This is a genomic window from Actinomadura rudentiformis (assembly GCF_008923185.1).
In the GTDB taxonomy this organism is placed as follows: domain Bacteria; phylum Actinomycetota; class Actinomycetes; order Streptosporangiales; family Streptosporangiaceae; genus Spirillospora; species Spirillospora rudentiformis.
Map to the genome: position 1 here is coordinate 250,665 of NZ_WBMT01000006.1, position 17,331 is coordinate 267,995.

Sequence of the window (17,331 nt, forward strand, 5' to 3'; positions counted from 1 at the left end):
ATGGAGATCCCAGCCGAGCTCGGCAGGGTGCTCGTGATCATCCCGACCTACAACGAGCGGGACAACATCAAGAGCATCGTCGGGCGAGTGCGAGACGCCGCGCCGTCGGTGGACCTGCTCGTGGTCGACGACGCCAGCCCGGACGGCACCGGCGACCTCGCCGACGCCCTCGCCGAGACCGACGAGCACGTCAAGGTGCTGCACCGGACCGGCAAGGAGGGCCTCGGCCCCGCCTACATCGCGGGCTTCCGATGGGCCCTGGAACGCGGCTACGACGTCATGGTCGAGATGGACGCCGACGGCTCCCACCAGCCCGAGGAGCTGCCGCGCCTGCTCGCGGCGCTCGTCGACGCCGACCTGGTGATCGGAGCGCGCTGGGTGCCGGGCGGCAAGGTCCTCAACTGGCCCAAGAGCCGGGAGGCGCTGTCGCGCGGCGCCAACACCTACACCCGGCTCATGCTCGGCGTGCCGCTGCACGACGCGACCGGCGGCTACCGCGCGTTCCGCGCCGCGACCCTGCAGAAGATCGGCCTGGAGGGGGTCGACTCGCGCGGCTACTGCTTCCAGATCGACCTGGCGCTGCGCGCCCTGCGGCAGGGCCTGAAGGTCGTCGAGGTGCCGATCACCTTCGTGGAACGCACCCACGGCAGCAGCAAGATGAGCCGCGACATCATGGCCGAGGCGATGCTGCGCATCACCCGGTGGGGCGTGGAGGCCCGGACCGCCAAGCTGCGCTCGCGGCGCTGAGTGTTTCGCCCTGCGCATACTCGCGCGCCGGGGGAAACGATCGGCTGACCCCCGGCGTTGACAGGGGCAGAGACATCCCTCCTACGCGAAGATGGAACCATGCTGGCGCTCGTGATGGTCCTGGCCTTCCTGGTGATGCCGATCCTGGAGATCTACGTGATCATCCAGGTGGGGCAGGTGATCGGCGGCTGGTGGACCGTGGCGCTGCTGCTGGCCGAGAGCCTGCTGGGCGGCTGGATCGTCCGGCGTGAGGGCAGGCGGGCGTGGCGGGCGCTGCAGGACACGCTGCAGCGCGGCGTCATGCCCGACCGGGAGCTGGCCGACGCGGCGCTGGTCCTGGTCGGCGGCGTGCTGCTGCTGACACCGGGGTTCGTGACCGACTTCTTCGGCTTCCTGTTCGTGCTGCCGTTCACCCGGCCGGTGGTCCGGCGGCTGCTGGTCGCCTACGCGGGACGGCGCGTGAAGATCGCGCAGACGCGGGTGGGCCCGATGTTCCCCGGGCCGGGCTTCGACCCGTTCGGCGCCGCCCCCGGTGGCTCTCAGAGCGCCGGGACGCCGCGCGGGCCGGTGGTCCGGGGCGAAGTCGTCGACGAGGACGACAAGCGCCCCTGAGACTCCCTCAGCGCCGGGCGGCCCAGGCTGGACCCGGCCTCGGGAGCGGCGCCGACACAGCAGCAGGGCCGACACAGCAGCAGGGCCCGTACCGTCCGGGGACGGTACGGGCCCTTTCAGCTGATCACGCGGTCGGGCTGATCATGTCAGGTCGATCATGCGGTCTTCCTGCGCCCTGCTCGCAGGATCGCCAGGCGCTCGGCGAGGACCTCCTCCAGGTCTTCGAGTGTCCTGCGCTCCATGAGCATGTCCCAGTGGGTGCGCGGTGGCTTGCCCTTCTTGGCTTGGGGCAGTTCTCCGTCCACCCGCAGCGCGGTGGCGCCGCAGTTGCGGCATTCCCAGGTCATCGGCACCTCGGCCTCGGCTGCGAGCGTCACGGTGAACCGGTGGCCCTTTGTGCAGGTGTAGTCCACCTCTTGCCGAGGGGCCAGATCGGTGTTGCGATCGTTCTCGTAGCTCGTCGCTCCGAGTCGGGTGCCGCGAAGTGCGCGCTCGGCCATCGTCACGTGCCTCCCAGACGGCTTGCGGTCTTGTAGTCCCCAACGCTCTATGCCGAGACAAGATTCCCGCCGGAGGGGCGATCCAACCCTGTAGTTTCGGCCGTACTGCGCCGCCCGGGAGAAAGTTTCGGCGGCGTCACCTCTTGCGGGAACTCAGCACGTCGTCTATCAGGCCGTACTCCAGCGCCTCGGCCGCGGTGAAGAACCGGTCACGGTCGATGTCGGCCGCGACCTCGGCCAGGTCCCGCCCGGTCGCCTCGGCGAGGATCTGCTCCATCCGCTCCCGCATCCGGATGATCTCCCGTGCCTGGATCTCCAGGTCGCTGGACTGGCCGCGCTGGACGTCGGTGGCCGGCTGCTGGAGCAGGATCCGGGAGTTGACCAGCGCGGCCCGCCGGCCGGGGGTGCCCGCGGCCAGCAGGATCGCCGCGGCCGAGCTCGCCTGCCCGACGCAGGTGGTCTCGATCTCCGGCCGGATGTACTGCATGGTGTCGTGCACGGCCAGCATCGAGGTCAGGGAGCCGCCGGGGGAGTTGATGTAGAGGCTGATGGGCCGGTCGGGGTCGATGCCCTCCAGCGCCAGCATCTGGGCGGTGACGTCGTTGGCGGCGGTGTCGTCGACGGGTGTGCCGAGGAAGATGATGCGGTCCTCGAACAGCTTGTTGTACGGGTTCATCTCCTTGATCCCGTACGACGTGCGCTCGACGAACGACGGCAGTACGTAGCGTCCTTCTGCCGACATGGGGCGTCCTTCTGCCCTCACGGGGCGTCCCTGTGTCATGACGCCACCTGCTCGGTGCTCTCGATGACGTGGTCGATGAACCCGTAATCGCGGGCCTGCTCGGCGGTGAACCAGCGGTCCCGGTCGGCGTCGGCCTCGATCCTCTCCAGCGGCTGCCCGGTGTGGAACGCCGTCCGCTCGGCCAGGGTCCGCTTCAGGTACAGCAACTGCTCGGCCTGGATCCTGATGTCGGAGGCGGTGCCGCCGACCCCGCCGTGCGGCTGGTGCATCATGATTCGCGCGTGCTTGAGCGCGTACCGCTTGCCCGCGGTGCCCGCGCACAGCAGCGACTGCCCCATCGAGGCCGCCATGCCCAGCGCGACGGTCGAGACGTCGTTGGGCACGAACTGCATCATGTCGTAGATCGCCATCCCGGCGTCCACCACGCCGCCGGGGGAGTTGATGTAGAGCGTGATGTCGCGCCGCCCGTCCTGCGCCGACAGCAGGAGCAGCTGCCCGCAGACCCGGTTGGCGAGCTGGTCGTCGACCTCCTGCCCCACGAAGATGATCCGCTCGGCGAGCAGCCGCTCGTACAGCGCCGCCTCCGCGAGCATGGGCGCCTCCGCCACCGTGGCCCTCACCCGCGGTGCGAACACCTCCGCTCTTTCGCCGCCCAGACCCCGCATCGCCTCGCGCATGAGTGCCCTTCCCCTCGTTCTGTACAGTAGGTACGAGATGTCCGAAGCGTACATTTGGTACTTACGGGAGGCCAAGGGAGTTCGCTATACGATGAATCCTGTGGATGTGCCGGTTACGGAAGCGCGAGCGAACTTTGCAGATCTGGTCAACCGGGTCTCGTACACGGGCGAGCCGATCGCGCTGACGCGCCGTGGCAGGGTGATGGCCGCCATCGTCTCGGCGGAGGACCTCGAGCTGCTCCGGCTGCTCAAGGAAGGCCGGATCGACCTGACGCAGTCCGGCCCCGCCCCGGAGGAGACCGAGCAGCACCCGGTGACCAGGCCGCAGCCGATGCGTATCGCCGCCCAGTACCGTCCAGGCGGCCCGCCGCGCCCACCGCGGCCGCCGGGGTTCACCCGGTGACGCTGAGCGGCGCACAGAGCGCCTGAAGCGCCTGAAGCGTCCGGAGGCCGCTGCGGGCCTTGTCCCGCCGGAGCCGGTCTGCTGGCCGGGGGCGCTAGAGCTGGGGCGCCTGGGGCTGTGGCTGGGCGGTGGCGCTGGGCCACAGGTCGCGCGCGGTCATGACCTGGCGGAGGGTGATGAGCTCGTCGGTCATGATGCCGTCGATGCCCAGGTCGAGGAGCCGGTCCATGTCGGGGGCGTCGTTGACGGTCCAGGCGTGGACCTTGAGGCCGAGCTCGTGGGCCTTGGCGACGAACGACCCGGTGACGAACGGGACACGGCCGAGGCTGTGCGGGACCTGGGCGCAGGCGATGCCGGTGGCGGCGAGGCGGACGAGCTTGTCGGTGGCGCCGCCGTAGGACTTGGCGCGCAGGGCCATCACGCCGCGCGGGCCGAGGGACATGCACACGTCGCGGTCGGTGAACAGCGGCAGGCGGGCGCGCATCTGGGCGAGGCGGCGGGTCGAGAACGAGGTGATGCAGATCCGGTCCCAAGCCTGGGTGCGGTGCAGGGCCTGGGCGAGGGGGCCGATGACGGGGGCGTCCTTGAGGTCGATGTTGACGCGCGCTTCGGGCCAGGAGCCGAGAATGTCCTCAAGGCGGGGGATCGGCTCGGTGCCGCCGATGCGCGCCTTGGCGACCCGGGAGTAGGGGAGGCGGGCGATGGCGCCGGAGCTGTCGGTCACCCGGTCCAGCGTGCGGTCGTGGAAGGCGACCACGACACCGTCTGCGGTGGCGTGCGCGTCGGTCTCCAGGTAGCGGTAGCCGAGGTCGATGGCGCGCTGGAAGGCGGCCATGGAGTTTTCGGGACGGCCCCCGGCGCCGCCCCGGTGGGCGAACGGGATCGGGCCGGCGTGGTCCAGGAATGCATAGCTGCGCGGCACTCACCCGAGTATGGCGGGCACCGCGGCCTTGTGCGACCTTACTTTGTCAAGGCGGCGGGCTGCGCTACCGTCCTGGGGCTGGAAGATCCGTGATGAGAGGTGTGCCCGGTGGCTGACGTGAACGACTACAGAGCGGCGTTCGAGATGGTCGACGCCGACGGTGACGGTTACATCTCGACGGCCGAGCTGCAGAACCTCATGCGCGCGCTGGGGGAGGACGTCACCAGCACGCGGGCGGTGGAGGTCGTGGTCCAGGCCGACGCCAACGGCGACGGCAAGATCTCGCTGGAGGAGTTCGCGGCACTGCTGGGCGGCTAGCCGGCCCATTCGCGGCGGCGGGCCTCGCCGAGGGCGATCGCGGTGGCCACCGCGACGTTGAGCGAGCCGACGCGGCCGATCTGCGGGATGTAGGCGACCGCGTCGGCGGCGGCGAGCAGCGCGGGGGAGCAGCCGTGGTCCTCACCGCCGACGGCCAGGCACACGTCGCCGTCCAGCGGTGCCTCGTGCAGCGGGACGGCGTCGGTGGTGAGCTCGATCGCCACGAGGCGCATGCCCTCCTTGCGCACGGCGGCGGCGGCCTCGGCGGGCGTGCCGGCGTGTTCCCAGGGGACGAGGCGTTCGGTGCCGAGGGCGGTCTTGGCGACGTTGCGGTGGGTCAGGGGAGTGGCGTTGCCGGCCAGCCAGAGATGGTCGACGCCGAACACCGCGGCGCTGCGGACGATCGACCCGATGTTGAACGGCTGGGTGACCGATTCCACCAGCAGGCCGAGCCGTGCCTCGGTGCGCCGGCGCCAGTCGCGGTTGAGGCGTTTGACGTCGGTGGGGCGCAGCTGCTTGCGCTCGGCGGGCGTGCTCATGAGATCTGGCCTTCTGTACGGGCGGACACGGCGAGGATGCGGTAGGCGGAGCGGGAGGCGAGCCGCCGGGTGGGGAAGCCCTGGTCGTTCAGCCAGCGCTGCAGGGAGTCAGAGCCGAGGTGTTTCTGGACGACGAGGTGGGCGGTCCCGGCAGGGGTGAGGCGGGGGAGCCAGGTGAGCAGGAGGTCGTGCAGGGCGGCCTTGCCGATGCGGATCGGCGGGTTGGACCAGATGGCCTCGAAGCGCAGCCCGGGATCGGCTTCGCCCGCCAGACAGAACCTTACATTGTCAAGGCCGGCGGCGGTGGCATTACGTGTTGCTGCGGCAAGAGCTCGTTCGTTGACGTCCACGCCCAGAACGCTCGCCTGCGGCGAGCGCGTCGCCATGGTGAGCGCGATCGGGCCGTACCCGCAGCCCAGATCGAGCAGAGTGCCGGTGGCGGGCGGCGGGGGGACGGTTTCGAGCAGGATGCGGGTGCCGAGGTCGATCCGGTCGGGCGAGAACATCCCGCGGTCGGTCTCCAGCCGCAGGTGCAGGTCGGGCAGGACGAGATCGACGCTGCGCGGTTTGCTGGCGGTCTCTGGGCGGTTCGCGAAGTAATGTTCCCCCACGTCGGCCGACCGTACCAGCGCCGGGCGCGTCGCGCGCCGTCCAGGGTGAGTGCCGTCCAGGGTGCCCGGTGTTCGGGGTGCCCGGTGTTCAGGGGAGGCGGGAGAACCAGGCGAGGGAGGCGCCGCCGGCGGCGATGGCGAAGAGCAGGGCGATGCCGGTGTAGCGGGCGGAGACGTCGCGGTGCTCGGTCTTCCAGCCGAGGGAGCTGCCGATGTTGGCGTAGACCTCTGACAGCTGGTTGCCGTCGGCGGCTTCGTAGGCCTTGCCGGTGGTGCCCTCGGCGAGGGTGCGGAGGGTCTCCTTGTTGACCGAGACGCTGGTGGTCTCACCTTCGATGTCGACGGTGCCGTAGGGCGTGCCGAAGGCGATGGTGGAGACGGGGACGTGCGCGGCGCGGCTGGCGTCGATGGCTTCCTGGACGGTGCGGCCGGTGGTGTTGTCACCGTCGGACAGCAGCACGATGTGGGCGGGCGGCGGGTCGTTGTTGGCCTGTGCGTCGAAGGACCGGATGCCCTGCAGGGAGGTGAAGACGGCTTCGCCGATGGCGGTGCGCTTGGCCAGCGCGAGCCGGTCGATGGAGTTGATGGCGGCTTCGCGGTCGGCGGAGGGGGCGGCGACGAGGTTGGCGCTGCCGGCGAACGAGACGACGCCGACGTTGAACCGGCGGGGCAGGTCCTGGATGAACTTCTTGGCGGCTTCCTTGGCGGCGCCGAAGCGGTCGGGGGCCACGTCCTTGGCCATCATCGACAGGGAGACGTCGACGGCGACCATGATGGTGGCGCGGTCGCGGGGGACCTTGACCGCGGTGGCCGGCCGCGCGAACCCGATGATCATCAGGAGCAGCATGGTGAGGAAGAGCCCCGCGGCGACGTGCCGGCGCCAGCCCGGCCGTTTGGGCGCGACCTGGGAGAGCAGGGCGAGGTTGGTGAAGCGGACGGCGTAGTGGCTGCGCCGCAGCTGCAGGACGACGTAGACGCCGATCAGGATCGGGAGCAGGCCGAGCAGGAAGAGCCGTTCGGGTGACAGGAACGTCATGGGCGCACCCCCGGCGCGACGGTGCGGCCGGCGGCGCGGCGCTGGCGGAGCGCGAAGCGGGCGACGTCGGCGATCCAGTCGCGGTCGGTGCGCAGGACGAGGTGGTGGGCGCCGCTGCGGCGGAGCGCGGCGCGAGTGTGCTCGCGTTGGGCGGCGGCGGCCGCGGCGTAGCGGGCGCGGACCTTCTTGTTGAGGACGATCTCGTGGACGGCGCCGGTCTCGGGGTCGGTCATCTCGACCAGGCCGATGTCGGGCAGGTCGAGTTCACGGGGGTCGATGATCTCCACGGCGAGGACCTGGTGGCGGGCGGCGAGGCGGCGCAGGGGCCGTTCCCAGGGTGGGGCGGCGGCCGGGTCGGCCGGGTGTGTGAGGTCGGCGGGTGCGGCGTCGTGCGGCGGGAGGAAGTCGGAGATGATCACCCGGAGGCCGCGGCGGGTCTGGCCGCGGTCCAGGGCGGTGATCCCGGCGGCGAGGTCGGGGGCGCCGGCGGCGCGGGGGCCGGGTTCGGCATCGAGGACGGCCTGCAGCATGGAGTACATGGCGGCTTTGCCGGTGCGGGCGGGGCGGCGGCGGAGCCCGTCGGGCTGCAGCAGGTAGGAGCCGACGCGGTCGCCGAGCTTGATGGTGAGGAACCCGATGGCGGCGAGCGCGGCGACGGCGAGGTCGCGTTTGACCATGGTGCCGGTGCCGAAGTCCATGCTGGGGGTGAGGTCGACCAGCGCCCAGGCTTCGAGTTCGTGGTCGGCGATGAGGTCGCGGACGTGGGGTGTGGTGGTGCGGGCGGTGACGGCCCAGTCCATGTGGCGGATGTCGTCCTCGCCGGGCTGGTAGAGGCGGGCTTCGGCGAGTTCGGTGCCGGGGCCGGGGATCAGGCCCATGTGCTCGCCGTGCAGGAGCCCGTCGAGGCGGCGGGTGACGGTCAGCTCCAGCCGTTTGAGGGTGCGTTCGGGAGCCAGGGCCGCCAGTTTCGGGCCCTGGCGGGACCGCCTGAGCGAGATCATTGTGCCGCCACCGCGACGCCGTGGTTCCACACCACGCGGGGCGGCGGGACGGCGGCGAGGATCTGGTTGATGACGTCGGCGGTCTCGACGCCGTCGGCGAGGGCGTCGAAGGTGAGCACGACGCGGTGCGACATGACGTCGCGTGCGACGGCGCGGACGTCGTCGGGCAGGACGTAGTCGCGGCCGTTGAGCAGGGCGAGGCCGCGGGCGGCGGCGACCAGGCCGAGGGTCGCGCGGGGGCTGGCGCCGATCTCGATGACGCGCCGCAGGTCGGGCAGGCGGTACTGCTCGGGTTCGCGGGTGGCCATGACGAGCCGGACGATGTAGTCGGCGACCAGCTCGTGCACCGAGACCTCTTCGGCGGCGCGCTGGAGGGTGGTGAGCTGCTCGGTGTCGAGCACCTCGGTGGCCTCGGGCGGGTCGACGCTCATGCGCTGCAGGATCTGGAGCTCCTCGTGGGCACCCGGGTAGTGCACGTCGATCTTCATGAGGAAGCGGTCGCGCTGCGCCTCGGGCAGGGGGTAGACGCCCTCGGACTCGATGGGGTTCTGGGTGGCCAGGACGATGAACGGCTTGGGCAGGGGGTAGGTGTTGCCGCCGAGGGAGACCTGCCGTTCGGCCATGACCTCCAGCAGCGCCGACTGGACTTTGGCGGGCGCGCGGTTGATCTCGTCGGCGAGGACGAAGTTGACGAAGACGGGGCCGAGCTCGACGTCGAACTGCTCGGTGGAGGGGTGGTAGATCCGGGTGCCGACGATGTCGGAGGGCACCAGGTCGGGGGTGAACTGCAGGCGGGCGAACGTGCCGCCGACGACCTGGGCGAGGGTGCCGACGGCGAGGGTCTTGGCGACGCCGGGCACGCCTTCGACGAGGCAGTGGCCCTTGGCGAGCAGGGCCACGACCATCCGTTCGACCATGTGCTCCTGCCCGACGATGACCTTCTTGACCTCGGCCACGGTGTGCTGCAGCAGCGCAGCGGCCTGGTCGACATCGTGGGCGGCCACGGTCATCTGCGAGTCCTCGTCGTCAGGGAGGCCGTCTGGGAGTCCACACGGTGCTCCGGGTGCGGGCGGGCGCCTTTCGACCCTACGCGATCATCTGTACCCAATCGTGCAGTATCCCCACGTCCTCGGTGATCTGTGTGGGCGCCACGGTTGTTAGTCTGACGCCCATGTCGAGGCCGTTGCCACCGGGAGACCCCGCCCAGCTGGGGCCGTACCGGCTCTCGGCGCGGCTGTCGGAGACCTCCGCCGGGATCGTGTTCCTGGGCGAGGACCCTGAGGGCCGCCGGGCCAGCGTGGCGGTGCTGACGCGGGGTGCGGCGGGTGACGCGGCCGCGCGGGACCGGTTCCGTGCGGCGATCACCGCGGCGCTGCCGGGGCCGGGGCGGCCGCCGCAGTACGGGCCGGACGGGCCGGCGCCGGTGGTGGCCGCGCAGCCGGACGGCCCGGCGCCGTGGGTGGCGACGCGGTACGACGCGGACCAGCCCGCTCGGGTGGGTGCGGAGCGTTTCCTGGATTCGGTGCTGCTGGAGGGTGCGTTCCGCGGCCGCTGGGGTGGCGGACGCCGCCGGGGGCCGCAGTTCCAGCCGTACTGGCAGGGGGCGAGCGTCCCGGCGCTGCAACGGCCGCCCGAGCCGCCGCCGCCGGTCGTGGTGGAACGGACCGAACGCGGCCTGGTGTCTGCGATCTTGACGTTGGCGGCGGTGCTGGTGGTGCTGGCGCTGCTCATGCTGGTGCTGTTCGCGTGCCAGCCGACGGCGAAGAGTCCGCCGCCGCCTCCGCCCGAGCCGACGTTGCAGACGCCGACTCCGTCGCCGTCGCCGACCACCGAGACCCCCTCGCCGTCCCCGACTCCCACCCCGACTCCGTCCCCCAGGAACACCGACGACGGCGGCGGCCCGGTCTGAGCGGTGCCTGCCGGTCGCCGTATCTGCCGGTCGCTGTACCTGCTGGTGCAGTACCTGTCGCCCTGGCGGGATATGCGTTGCGCTCACCGCCGCCGCGCCGCGATCATGGATGGATGCTGGAGAGCCTTCTCGCCTTCACAGGCGCCGCGTTCCTGATCGCCATGGCCCCGGGCCCGAGCACGGTCGTCATCATGCGGCAGTCGATGCGGTCGCGCCGCGCCGGGTTCCTGACGACGCTGGGGAACGAGGCGGGTGTGGTGGTATGGGGCGTGGCCGCCGCGCTGGGCCTGTCGGCGCTGCTGGCGGCGTCGCAGCTCGCCTACGACGCGCTTCGGATCGCAGGCGCGGCCGTCCTGGTCTATTTCGGCGCCAAGGCGCTGTGGCAGGCGCGCCGCGGGAACCTGGCTGCGCAGGCGCCGGAGTTCGAGGCGGCGGACGCGCCGGTGGCGGGGTGGCGGTCGTTCCGGCTCGGCCTGATCACCAACTTCGCGAACCCGAAGGCCGGGGTGTTCGCGGTGTCGTTCCTGCCGCAGTTCGTGCCGGAGGGCGCCCCGGTGCTGGTGACGCTGATCGCGTTCTCGGTGTTGTGGGCACTGATCGACCTGGTCTGGTACTCGGGGGTCGTGTGGCTGGTGGCGGCGGCGCGGCGGCTGTTCGAGCGGCCGGGTGTGCGGCGCCGGCTGGAGCAGGTCTCGGGCGTGGTGCTGGTGGGCCTGGGCATCCGGCTGGCGGCCGAGTCACGGTGACCGGCGCTCCGGTCGTAGCCTGACGTCATGATCACTTTGGACGACCTCGCCGACCGGTACGTGGACGACTTCGCCGCCTTGGACCCGTGCCGCGCGGCGATGATGGGGATCGCCGGACAGGAGGCGAACCTCACCGACTACAGCCCGGAGGGTTTCGCCGCGCGCGCCGACCTGTCGCGCCGGACCCTGGCCGAGCTGAACGCGCTGACGGCCGGCGGGCGCACCGGGGGCGCCGGGCAGGTCGCGGCCGGGGTGCTGCGTGAGCGCCTGGAGGTCGAGCTCGCGCTGGAGGATGCGAAGGTCAACGACAGCTTCCTGGACACCACCGACGGTCCGCTGCAGCGGCTGCGGCAGTCGTTCGAGTTGCTGGACGACGGCCCGCGCACGCCGTGGGAGGCGATGGCGTCGCGGCTGCGGGCGCTGCCGGGCACGCTTGAGGGGCTGCGGACGAGCCTGTCGCTGGCGCGGCGGGACGGCCGGGTGGCGGCGCGGCGGCAGGTGCTGCGGAACGCGCGTGCCTGCGCGCAGATGGAGGGCTACCTCGCGGGTCTGGGCGCCGGGTACGGCGATGGGCCGCTGCGTGGTGAGCTCGACGAGGCGGCGCGTGCCGCCGCTCGGGCCACGGCCGGGTTCGCGGCGTTCCTGACCGGTGAGCTCGCGCCTGCCGCGCCTGACCGTGACGCGCTCGGCCGGGAACGCTATGAACTGGGTGTACGGGACTTCCTGGGAACGCGGCTGGATCTGGAAGAGACCTATGCGTGGGGGTGGGAGGAACTCGCCCGGATCGGCACGGAGATCGACAACGCGGCGGAGCGGATCGTGCCGGCTGAGCCGCTGCGGGTGGTGCTGGCGGCCCTGGAATCCGACCCGGCGTACCGCGTCCGCGGTGCGGATCGGTTCCGCGCGTGGCTGCAGGAGCTCGCCGACCAGGCCATCGACGATCTCGACGGGACGCATTTCGACATTCCCGCGCCGCTGCGCCGGATCGAGTGCCGGATCCCGAACGAGGAGGGGATCTACTACCTGGCGCCGGCCGAGGATCTGTCGCGTCCCGGCACGGTGTGGTGGGGCGTCGCCGACCCGGACCAGGACATCGTGACCTGGGGCGTGCCGGCGACGATGTTCCACGAGAGCGTGCCCGGCCATCACCTGCAGCTGGGGATCACGACGCTCAACACCACGACGCTCAACCGGTTCCAGCGGCTGGCCAGCGAGTTGTTCCCCGGCCACTGCGAGGGCTGGGGCCTGTACGCCGAGCGGCTCATGGACGAGCTGGGCTATTTCACCGACCCGGCGTACCGGCTGGGCATGTGGGCGGGCGGCCAGCGGCTGCGCGCGGCGCGGATCGTGCTGGACATCGGCCTGCACCTGGAGCTGGAGATCCCCAAGGGCGTGCGGTTCCATCCGGGGGAGCGGTGGACGCCGGAGCTGGCGCTGTCGTTCTTGCGCGGCCACACCACGCCCGACATCCCGGTGGAGTTCGAGATCGACCGGTATCTGGGGCGGCCGGGGCAGGCGATCGCCTACAAGCTGGGAGAGAAGGTGTGGCTGGAGGCGCGCGAGGCCGCCCGGCGCCGCGAGGGCGCGGCGTTCGACCTCAAGGCCTTCCACCGGCGTGCGCTGGACCTGGGCCCGATGGGGCTGGACATGCTGCGCGCCGAGCTCGCCGCCGCCTGACCGCAGGGCGGACGGCCGGCGAGGCCATCCGCCCGTGGACGGCCCTCAAGACCTGTCACGGTCTTGTTCCGGTTCGCCGGCGCGGATGGTGAGGAAGTCGCGTTCGACGGGGTTGCGGGCGGCTTCGGCGGCGCGGCGGTACGCGGCGCGCGCCTCGGTGTGCCGGCCGAGGCGCTCCAGCATCTGGGCGCGGGCGGCGTCGAGGCGGTGGTAGTGCGCGAACCGGGGGTCTTCGGCGATCCGGTCGAGCTCGCCGAGGCCCGCCGCGGGGCCGACCGCCATCGAGACCGCCACGGCGCGGCCGAGCGCGGCGACCGGGGAGGGGTGCACCCGCAGCAGCACGTCGTAGAGCGCCACGATCTGGGGCCAGTCGGTGTCGGCGGCGGTGGGCGCCTCGGCGTGCAGCGCCGCGATCGCGGCCTGCACGGTGTACGGCCCGGCGCCGGCGGGACGGGCCGTGCGCAGCGCGCGTTCGACCAGGGCGCGGCCCTCGGCGATCGCTTCGGTGTTCCAGCGGGAGCGGTCCTGGTCGGCCAGCAGGATCAGGTCGCCGCCGGAGCCGACGCGGGTGGCGCGCCGGGAGTCCAGCAGGAGCAGCAGCGCCAGGAGTCCGGTGACCTCGCTTTCGCCGGGCAGGAGCTCGGCTAGGAGCCGGGCGAGCCGGATCGCCTGGTCGAGCAGCTCGGGCCGGGTGAGGGTGGTGCCCTGGCTGCCGGTGTGCCCTTCGGTGAACAGCAGCGAGATCACAGCCAGGACGGCCGGGAGGCGTTCGGTGAGCTCGTCGCCGGTAGGGGAGCGGTAGGGGATGCCGGCTTCGTGGATCTTCTTCTTGGCGCGGGTGAGGCGGGCGGCCATGGTCGGCTCGCTCACCAGGAACAGCCGGGCGATCTCGGGGACGCGCAGGCCGCACACCAGCCGCAGGGTGAGGGCGACCGCCGCCTGCGGCGCGATCGCCGGATGGCAGCAGGTGAAGATGAGCCGCAACGTGTCGTCCTGTGGTCCCGCCGCGGTGGCTTCGCCGCCGCTGTCGCCGCCGCTGTCGCCGCCGGTGCCGCCGGAGCCGTCGGGGACGATGAGCAGCGGGAGCTTGCGGGCGAGCGTGGCGCGGCGCCGCATCCGGTCCAGGGCTTTGCGGCGGGCGGTGGTGATGATCCACGCGACGGGGTTGCGGGGCACGCCGGTGCGCGGCCAGGTGGCGAGGGCGGAGACGAACGCCTCCTGCACGGCGTCCTCGGCCTCGTCCAGGTCGCGGGTGAGGCGCACCACGGTGGCGAGCGTCTCCGCCCACCCCCGCCGGTGCGCCTCCGCCACGGCGGCGTCGACGCCGGTCACGCGTTCTGCGCCTCCTGTTCCACGGTGTCGATGTCCCAGATCGGGCGTACCTCGATGCCGGTGGCAATGGGGCAGCGCCGGGCGATGTCCAGGGCGTCGTCCAGGTCGCGGGCCTCGATGACGTAGAAGCCACCGAGGTGCTCGGTCAGCTCGACGTAGGGGCCGTCGGTGACGGCCAGCCCGTCGGCGCCGGGCCGCAGTGTGGTCGCCGACGTCGAGGGCCGCAGTGCCTCCCCCGACCAGGCGACGCCGCGTCCGTCCAGGTACTGCGTGAACGCGATGTGCTCGTTCATGGACTCCTGGATCTCCTGCTCGGGCGCGCCGACCCAGTCCTTGTCGACCTCGTACATCATCAACATGTACTTCACGTGCTCGTCCTTCCCGCTGGTGGATCGTGTCGCTCATACGACGATCGGGTTCCGCCGGAATCGACAACCGTTGAGATCAGATGCGGGCGACGAGAGCGCGGACTTCGGCGCCGATGCGGGCGATGCCTTCGGCGGGCCTGCGGGCGAACGACCCCCAGCCAAGGAAGCCGTGGTCGAGACCGGTGCCGGTGAGGAGGGTGACGTCGACGCCCGCGCCGGCGAGCCGCGCGGCGTACTGCTCGGCCTGGGGGCGCAGCCGGTCGTGTTCGGCGGTGGCGACGATGCTCGGCGGCATCCCAGTCAGGTCGGGGGCGAGCAGCGGTGACACGTCGGGGAGGGTGCGGTCGGCGTCGCGCAGGTACAGCTCCAGGATCCGGTCGATGCCCGACCGGGGGAACCGCAGCCCGTCGGGATCGGGCAGGTCGGGCGGTACGTCGCGCAGGTCGACGGCCGGATAGACCAGGAGCTGCAGGGCGGGCCGCAGGTCTGTGCCGCGCAGGCGCCAGGCGGCCGCGGCGGCGATCTGGCCGCCCGCGCTGTCGCCGGCGATGCCGAGGCGCGCGGGATCCAGGCCGTGGGCGGGAGCGTTGGCGGCGGTCCAGCGTACGGCTGCGACGGCGTCGTCCACCGGGGCGGGGAAGGGGTGCTCGGGTGGGCGCCGGTAGTCCACGGAGAGCAGGGCGACGTCGCAGGCGAGGGTGAGGGCGCGGGCGACGGGGTCGTAGGACTCCACGTCGCCGAGGACCCAGCCGCCGCCGTGGAAGTACACCAGGCAGGGGGAGAGGCCGTCGCGGGCGGGACGGTAGAGGCGGGCGTGCAGCGCCCCGGCGGGTCCGTCGACGGTGATGTCCTTGACGAGGCCGACCGCGGGGCGGGGGAGGGCGGCGAGATCGGCGGCGTGTTCCCGGCGGAGCCCGGCAAGGGACATGCGGTCGGCAGGTGGCCCGGTCGCCAGGCGCTGCCGCAGGTAGGCCAGGTAGTCAGGGTCGCGGCCCATCGCTCTCCCGGAAGTTCGTCCGCCAGATCAAACCTTACATTGTCAAGCAGGCGGGTTGGTGCAAGCCAAGAACTTAGGACGTCATTCAAAAAGCACTGCGAGCAGCACCACGCAGTGCGTGGTTGCCGTCGCAGAACGGTTTGAGGGCGGACAGGCCGCACCGGCAGAGCGCGATGGTCTCCCGTCCGGGGTCGATCTCCTTGCGGTCTCTGTCCTGGAGCTTGTAGGCGCCCCGCACGATGGCCGGTCCGTTCTCGTAGACGGTGATCTCGACCGGTGGCTGCTCGTCCGACATGAACTGCTCCTGCTCTCTCAGACCGCGGCGAGCTCGCGCAGTGACGTGACGTCCGCCGCCCACGCCTCGACGACCGTGCCGGCGAACAGGCCCCGGATGTTGAGCGTGGCCAGTGCGCCGATGACGACGCGGTCCCATTCGGCCGGGTAGTCGGCCACGAACGTGCCGCACATGTCGTGGGCGGCCAGCTGCTCGTGCACGGCGTCGGCGAGGACGTGCTCGTCGTAGAACCAGCGCGCCTTCTTCGACGCGCCGACCCGGGCCAGGCCTTCGCTGAAGCGGCGGTTGATGAACGACGAGCCGATCTCGGTCGCTGCGAGGTTGCCGAGAATCCCCCCGCGCCAGCGGTGGTGCAGGCCGAACATCGACCTGAGGGTGTGGATGCTGAGCGCGACGGCCGGGATCTGGTCGATGTACGCCCCGTACCCGGGGTCGAGGTCCAGTTCGGACATCAGGATCGCGTACAGCTCGGCGTGGCTGCGGCCTGGCATTCCGCCGCCGTACTCGTCGGCCTGGATCTCGATCAGCGCGCTCTTGGCGCGGCCGGTCACCCGCGGGATGGCCCAGGTGTGGGCGTCGGCTTCGTGCAGGCCGTCGATCGACCGGTGGATCACCAGTTCCTTGAACTGGTCGAGGGTCGCGTTCTGGTGCATGAACTTCAGCAGTCCAGCCGGGGTCGCGGGGCCGCAGATGTCCATCAGGAACGCCGGCACCCGCTCGGGAGTCAGGTTCTCGGGCAGCCGCACCTCGGCGAGGACGTCCCGCTCGAACACGGCCTCCAGGGCGCCGCGCACGGCCAGCAGCGACGGCTGCCACTCCCACCGTTCGTCGACGCCGTGGAAGCCGTCGTAGGTGAGCCCATAGCAGGTCCACAGGCTGATCTGGACGTCCTCATCGGACCTGGCGTCGGCAGTGGTCTCCGGGAGCGCGTCGGCCAGCTCGGTGAGCTGGGGCGGCACCGGTCCGGGTTCGCCGAGCAGGCAGGCGAACAGCGCGGTGCTGACGGGTCCTCGGGGAGCGGGCAGCCGCATGGCGTTCTCCGATCTGATGGGTCGGCGCGGTGGCGCAGACCGGCGCGGCGTGTCGTCGCGGATGACCTCGCGTGCCGCGTGACGTTCAGCCTCGATCGTCATGAGGTTCAATATGCCAACCGTGCTTGACATGTGGCTGGCCGAACGCTGACGGGTGGCACCGGTCAGCGGACGTTCGGCTTCCCGGGTGGAGGGCCATCTGCATCGCCCAGGCCTGAGTCGCGGAGAGTGATGTTGAGGCGGCCACCGTCCAGGCCGATGCCGCGCGGTCCGGTGCCGGGGAGGATCTTGGTGACGCCGTGGTAGGCCAGGCGGGAGGGCCCGCCGAACACCAGCAGGTCGCCTGACTCCAGTTCCAGGTCGGTCCAGGGGCGTCCGCGGTTCTCGGTGTTGCCCAAACGGAAGACGCCGGTGTCACCGAGGCTGAACGACACGACCGGCGCGGGGCTGCGTTCGTCGCGGTCTTGGTGCAGGCCCATCTTGGCCGCGGCGTCGTAGAAGTTCACCAAGGCGACATCGGGCCGGTAGCCGCCGTCGTCGCCGTAGGCGTCGGCGACGGCGGCGTCGGCGACGGCGCGTCTGCCCAGGTCAGCAAGCCAGCGGGGGAAGGGTTTGACCGCCTGGCCGTCGACGTGGCGGACGTAGCGGTAGGGCTCCCAGTGCCAGCCCAGGCAGACGGTCTGCACGGACATGACGCCGCCGCCGGGCAGCCGGGTGTGGCGCATGCCCGCCGGTGGCCGCGCCCACGCGCGGCACGCCTCGACGAGGAGCCGTTGCGCGGCGATGTCGAGCCAGCCGGGGACGTGCACGGCGCCGGGCGCGGGTTCGGACCGTGGCCGGGGGATGAGCGCCGTCATGGCCTCACCGT

At 71.7% G+C, this 17,331-nt stretch carries 22 protein-coding genes; 7 read left to right on the top strand and 15 right to left on the bottom strand.

Annotation, left to right across the window (positions count from 1 at the left end):
- Positions 1 to 747 carry a polyprenol monophosphomannose synthase gene (locus F8566_RS14705; RefSeq protein WP_151560768.1) on the top strand — a complete coding sequence of 249 codons (747 nt, stop codon included), beginning with the start codon at positions 1 to 3 and terminating at the stop codon, positions 745 to 747.
- A 99-nt stretch (positions 748 to 846) separates the two neighbouring features.
- Positions 847 to 1,359, top strand: a complete 513-nt coding sequence (locus F8566_RS14710) for an FxsA family protein (RefSeq protein ID WP_151560769.1) — start codon at positions 847 to 849, stop codon at positions 1,357 to 1,359.
- Between the two features lie 155 nt (positions 1,360 to 1,514).
- On the opposite strand, the gene F8566_RS14715 is transcribed toward F8566_RS14710, so the two are convergent.
- The 3 genes from F8566_RS14715 to F8566_RS14725 all read right to left on the bottom strand — a co-directional run bounded on the left by F8566_RS14715 (position 1,515) and on the right by F8566_RS14725 (position 3,194).
- Positions 1,515 to 1,859, bottom strand: a complete 345-nt coding sequence (locus tag F8566_RS14715; RefSeq protein ID WP_151560963.1) for an RNA polymerase-binding protein RbpA — start codon at positions 1,857 to 1,859, stop codon at positions 1,515 to 1,517.
- Between the two features lie 136 nt (positions 1,860 to 1,995).
- Positions 1,996 to 2,640 carry an ATP-dependent Clp protease proteolytic subunit gene (locus F8566_RS14720; protein ID WP_151560770.1) on the bottom strand — a complete coding sequence of 215 codons (645 nt, stop codon included), beginning with the start codon at positions 2,638 to 2,640 and terminating at the stop codon, positions 1,996 to 1,998.
- The gene (locus tag F8566_RS14725; protein WP_151560964.1) at positions 2,637 to 3,194 is read right to left on the bottom strand and encodes an ATP-dependent Clp protease proteolytic subunit; all 558 of its coding nucleotides are present in this window, start codon (positions 3,192 to 3,194) and stop codon (positions 2,637 to 2,639) included. The genes F8566_RS14720 and F8566_RS14725 overlap by 4 nt, the downstream gene beginning before the upstream one ends.
- Positions 3,195 to 3,369: 175 nt before the next feature.
- Between F8566_RS14725 and F8566_RS14730 the strand changes: the two genes are divergently transcribed.
- Entirely contained in the window at positions 3,370 to 3,681 is a 312-nt protein-coding gene (locus tag F8566_RS14730) for a type II toxin-antitoxin system Phd/YefM family antitoxin (protein WP_225993180.1), read from the top strand.
- Positions 3,682 to 3,775: 94 nt separating this feature from the next.
- Here the strand turns inward: F8566_RS14730 and F8566_RS14735 are convergent, their stop codons facing one another.
- Positions 3,776 to 4,603, bottom strand: a complete 828-nt coding sequence (locus F8566_RS14735) for a glycerophosphodiester phosphodiesterase (protein ID WP_151560772.1) — start codon at positions 4,601 to 4,603, stop codon at positions 3,776 to 3,778.
- Between the two features lie 108 nt (positions 4,604 to 4,711).
- Between F8566_RS14735 and F8566_RS14740 the strand changes: the two genes are divergently transcribed.
- Positions 4,712 to 4,921, top strand: coding sequence for an EF-hand domain-containing protein (locus F8566_RS14740; protein ID WP_151560773.1), 210 nt, complete (start codon positions 4,712 to 4,714; stop codon positions 4,919 to 4,921).
- Here the strand turns inward: F8566_RS14740 and F8566_RS14745 are convergent.
- From F8566_RS14745 to F8566_RS14765, 5 genes are all read right to left on the bottom strand, one after another.
- A complete protein-coding gene (locus F8566_RS14745; protein ID WP_151560774.1) occupies positions 4,918 to 5,460 on the bottom strand; it encodes a TrmH family RNA methyltransferase in 543 nt (180 codons plus the stop codon). The two genes, F8566_RS14740 and F8566_RS14745, sit on opposite strands and share 4 nt — an antisense overlap.
- On the bottom strand, positions 5,457 to 6,071 hold the full coding sequence (locus F8566_RS14750) for a class I SAM-dependent methyltransferase (protein ID WP_151560775.1): 615 nt from the start codon (positions 6,069 to 6,071) through the stop codon (positions 5,457 to 5,459). Before F8566_RS14750 ends, F8566_RS14745 begins: the two co-directional genes overlap by 4 nt.
- Positions 6,072 to 6,159: 88 nt before the next feature.
- Positions 6,160 to 7,107, bottom strand: a complete 948-nt coding sequence (locus F8566_RS14755; protein ID WP_151560776.1) for a VWA domain-containing protein — start codon at positions 7,105 to 7,107, stop codon at positions 6,160 to 6,162.
- Positions 7,104 to 8,108 carry a DUF58 domain-containing protein gene (locus F8566_RS14760; RefSeq protein WP_151560777.1) on the bottom strand — a complete coding sequence of 335 codons (1,005 nt, stop codon included), beginning with the start codon at positions 8,106 to 8,108 and terminating at the stop codon, positions 7,104 to 7,106. The genes F8566_RS14755 and F8566_RS14760 overlap by 4 nt, the downstream gene beginning before the upstream one ends.
- Positions 8,105 to 9,118, bottom strand: coding sequence for an AAA family ATPase (locus F8566_RS14765; RefSeq protein ID WP_151560778.1), 1,014 nt, complete (start codon positions 9,116 to 9,118; stop codon positions 8,105 to 8,107). The genes F8566_RS14760 and F8566_RS14765 overlap by 4 nt, the downstream gene beginning before the upstream one ends.
- A gap of 161 nt (positions 9,119 to 9,279) precedes the next feature.
- Between F8566_RS14765 and F8566_RS14770 the strand changes: the two genes are divergently transcribed.
- From F8566_RS14770 to F8566_RS14780, 3 genes are all read left to right on the top strand, one after another.
- Complete coding sequence (locus F8566_RS14770) at positions 9,280 to 10,017, top strand: hypothetical protein (RefSeq protein ID WP_151560779.1); 738 nt, start codon at positions 9,280 to 9,282, stop codon at positions 10,015 to 10,017.
- A 113-nt stretch (positions 10,018 to 10,130) separates the two neighbouring features.
- Positions 10,131 to 10,763 carry a LysE family translocator gene (locus F8566_RS14775; protein WP_151560780.1) on the top strand — a complete coding sequence of 211 codons (633 nt, stop codon included), beginning with the start codon at positions 10,131 to 10,133 and terminating at the stop codon, positions 10,761 to 10,763.
- Between the two features lie 27 nt (positions 10,764 to 10,790).
- Complete coding sequence (locus F8566_RS14780; RefSeq protein ID WP_151560781.1) at positions 10,791 to 12,440, top strand: DUF885 domain-containing protein; 1,650 nt, start codon at positions 10,791 to 10,793, stop codon at positions 12,438 to 12,440.
- A 45-nt stretch (positions 12,441 to 12,485) separates the two neighbouring features.
- On the opposite strand, the gene F8566_RS52250 is transcribed toward F8566_RS14780, so the two are convergent.
- The 6 genes from F8566_RS52250 to F8566_RS14810 form a co-directional block, all read right to left on the bottom strand.
- Positions 12,486 to 13,772, bottom strand: coding sequence for an RNA polymerase sigma factor (locus tag F8566_RS52250; RefSeq protein ID WP_192809679.1), 1,287 nt, complete (start codon positions 13,770 to 13,772; stop codon positions 12,486 to 12,488).
- The gene (locus tag F8566_RS14790; protein WP_225993212.1) at positions 13,769 to 14,131 is read right to left on the bottom strand and encodes a YciI family protein; all 363 of its coding nucleotides are present in this window, start codon (positions 14,129 to 14,131) and stop codon (positions 13,769 to 13,771) included. The genes F8566_RS52250 and F8566_RS14790 overlap by 4 nt, the downstream gene beginning before the upstream one ends.
- 85 nt (positions 14,132 to 14,216) lie before the next feature.
- On the bottom strand, positions 14,217 to 15,137 hold the full coding sequence (locus F8566_RS14795) for an alpha/beta hydrolase (RefSeq protein ID WP_151560783.1): 921 nt from the start codon (positions 15,135 to 15,137) through the stop codon (positions 14,217 to 14,219).
- Between the two features lie 85 nt (positions 15,138 to 15,222).
- Positions 15,223 to 15,432, bottom strand: a complete 210-nt coding sequence (locus F8566_RS14800) for a CDGSH iron-sulfur domain-containing protein (protein ID WP_151560784.1) — start codon at positions 15,430 to 15,432, stop codon at positions 15,223 to 15,225.
- A gap of 17 nt (positions 15,433 to 15,449) precedes the next feature.
- Positions 15,450 to 16,565 carry an iron-containing redox enzyme family protein gene (locus tag F8566_RS14805; protein WP_225993181.1) on the bottom strand — a complete coding sequence of 372 codons (1,116 nt, stop codon included), beginning with the start codon at positions 16,563 to 16,565 and terminating at the stop codon, positions 15,450 to 15,452.
- A 62-nt stretch (positions 16,566 to 16,627) separates the two neighbouring features.
- Positions 16,628 to 17,320 carry an alpha-ketoglutarate-dependent dioxygenase AlkB family protein gene (locus F8566_RS14810; RefSeq protein ID WP_151560785.1) on the bottom strand — a complete coding sequence of 231 codons (693 nt, stop codon included), beginning with the start codon at positions 17,318 to 17,320 and terminating at the stop codon, positions 16,628 to 16,630.
- Positions 17,321 to 17,331: the final 11 nt, after the last annotated feature.

Bases quoted from the DNA above. Each gene is read 5' to 3' on its own strand.
- F8566_RS14705 (WP_151560768.1), top strand. From the start codon at position 1: ATGGAGATCCCAGCCGAGCTCGGCAGGGTGCTCGTGATCATCCCGACC.
- F8566_RS14710 (WP_151560769.1), top strand. From the start codon at position 847: ATGCTGGCGCTCGTGATGGTCCTGGCCTTCCTGGTGATGCCGATCCTG.
- F8566_RS14715 (WP_151560963.1), bottom strand. From the start codon at position 1,859: ATGGCCGAGCGCGCACTTCGCGGCACCCGACTCGGAGCGACGAGCTAC.
- F8566_RS14720 (WP_151560770.1), bottom strand. From the start codon at position 2,640: ATGACACAGGGACGCCCCGTGAGGGCAGAAGGACGCCCCATGTCGGCA.
- F8566_RS14725 (WP_151560964.1), bottom strand. From the start codon at position 3,194: ATGCTCGCGGAGGCGGCGCTGTACGAGCGGCTGCTCGCCGAGCGGATC.
- F8566_RS14730 (WP_225993180.1), top strand. From the start codon at position 3,370: ATGAATCCTGTGGATGTGCCGGTTACGGAAGCGCGAGCGAACTTTGCA.
- F8566_RS14745 (WP_151560774.1), bottom strand. From the start codon at position 5,460: ATGAGCACGCCCGCCGAGCGCAAGCAGCTGCGCCCCACCGACGTCAAA.
- F8566_RS14755 (WP_151560776.1), bottom strand. From the start codon at position 7,107: ATGACGTTCCTGTCACCCGAACGGCTCTTCCTGCTCGGCCTGCTCCCG.
- F8566_RS14760 (WP_151560777.1), bottom strand. From the start codon at position 8,108: ATGATCTCGCTCAGGCGGTCCCGCCAGGGCCCGAAACTGGCGGCCCTG.
- F8566_RS14765 (WP_151560778.1), bottom strand. From the start codon at position 9,118: ATGACCGTGGCCGCCCACGATGTCGACCAGGCCGCTGCGCTGCTGCAG.
- F8566_RS14770 (WP_151560779.1), top strand. From the start codon at position 9,280: ATGTCGAGGCCGTTGCCACCGGGAGACCCCGCCCAGCTGGGGCCGTAC.
- F8566_RS14775 (WP_151560780.1), top strand. From the start codon at position 10,131: ATGCTGGAGAGCCTTCTCGCCTTCACAGGCGCCGCGTTCCTGATCGCC.
- F8566_RS14780 (WP_151560781.1), top strand. From the start codon at position 10,791: ATGATCACTTTGGACGACCTCGCCGACCGGTACGTGGACGACTTCGCC.
- F8566_RS14790 (WP_225993212.1), bottom strand. From the start codon at position 14,131: ATGTTGATGATGTACGAGGTCGACAAGGACTGGGTCGGCGCGCCCGAG.
- F8566_RS14795 (WP_151560783.1), bottom strand. From the start codon at position 15,137: ATGGGCCGCGACCCTGACTACCTGGCCTACCTGCGGCAGCGCCTGGCG.
- F8566_RS14800 (WP_151560784.1), bottom strand. From the start codon at position 15,432: ATGTCGGACGAGCAGCCACCGGTCGAGATCACCGTCTACGAGAACGGA.
- F8566_RS14805 (WP_225993181.1), bottom strand. From the start codon at position 16,565: ATGACGATCGAGGCTGAACGTCACGCGGCACGCGAGGTCATCCGCGAC.
- F8566_RS14810 (WP_151560785.1), bottom strand. From the start codon at position 17,320: ATGACGGCGCTCATCCCCCGGCCACGGTCCGAACCCGCGCCCGGCGCC.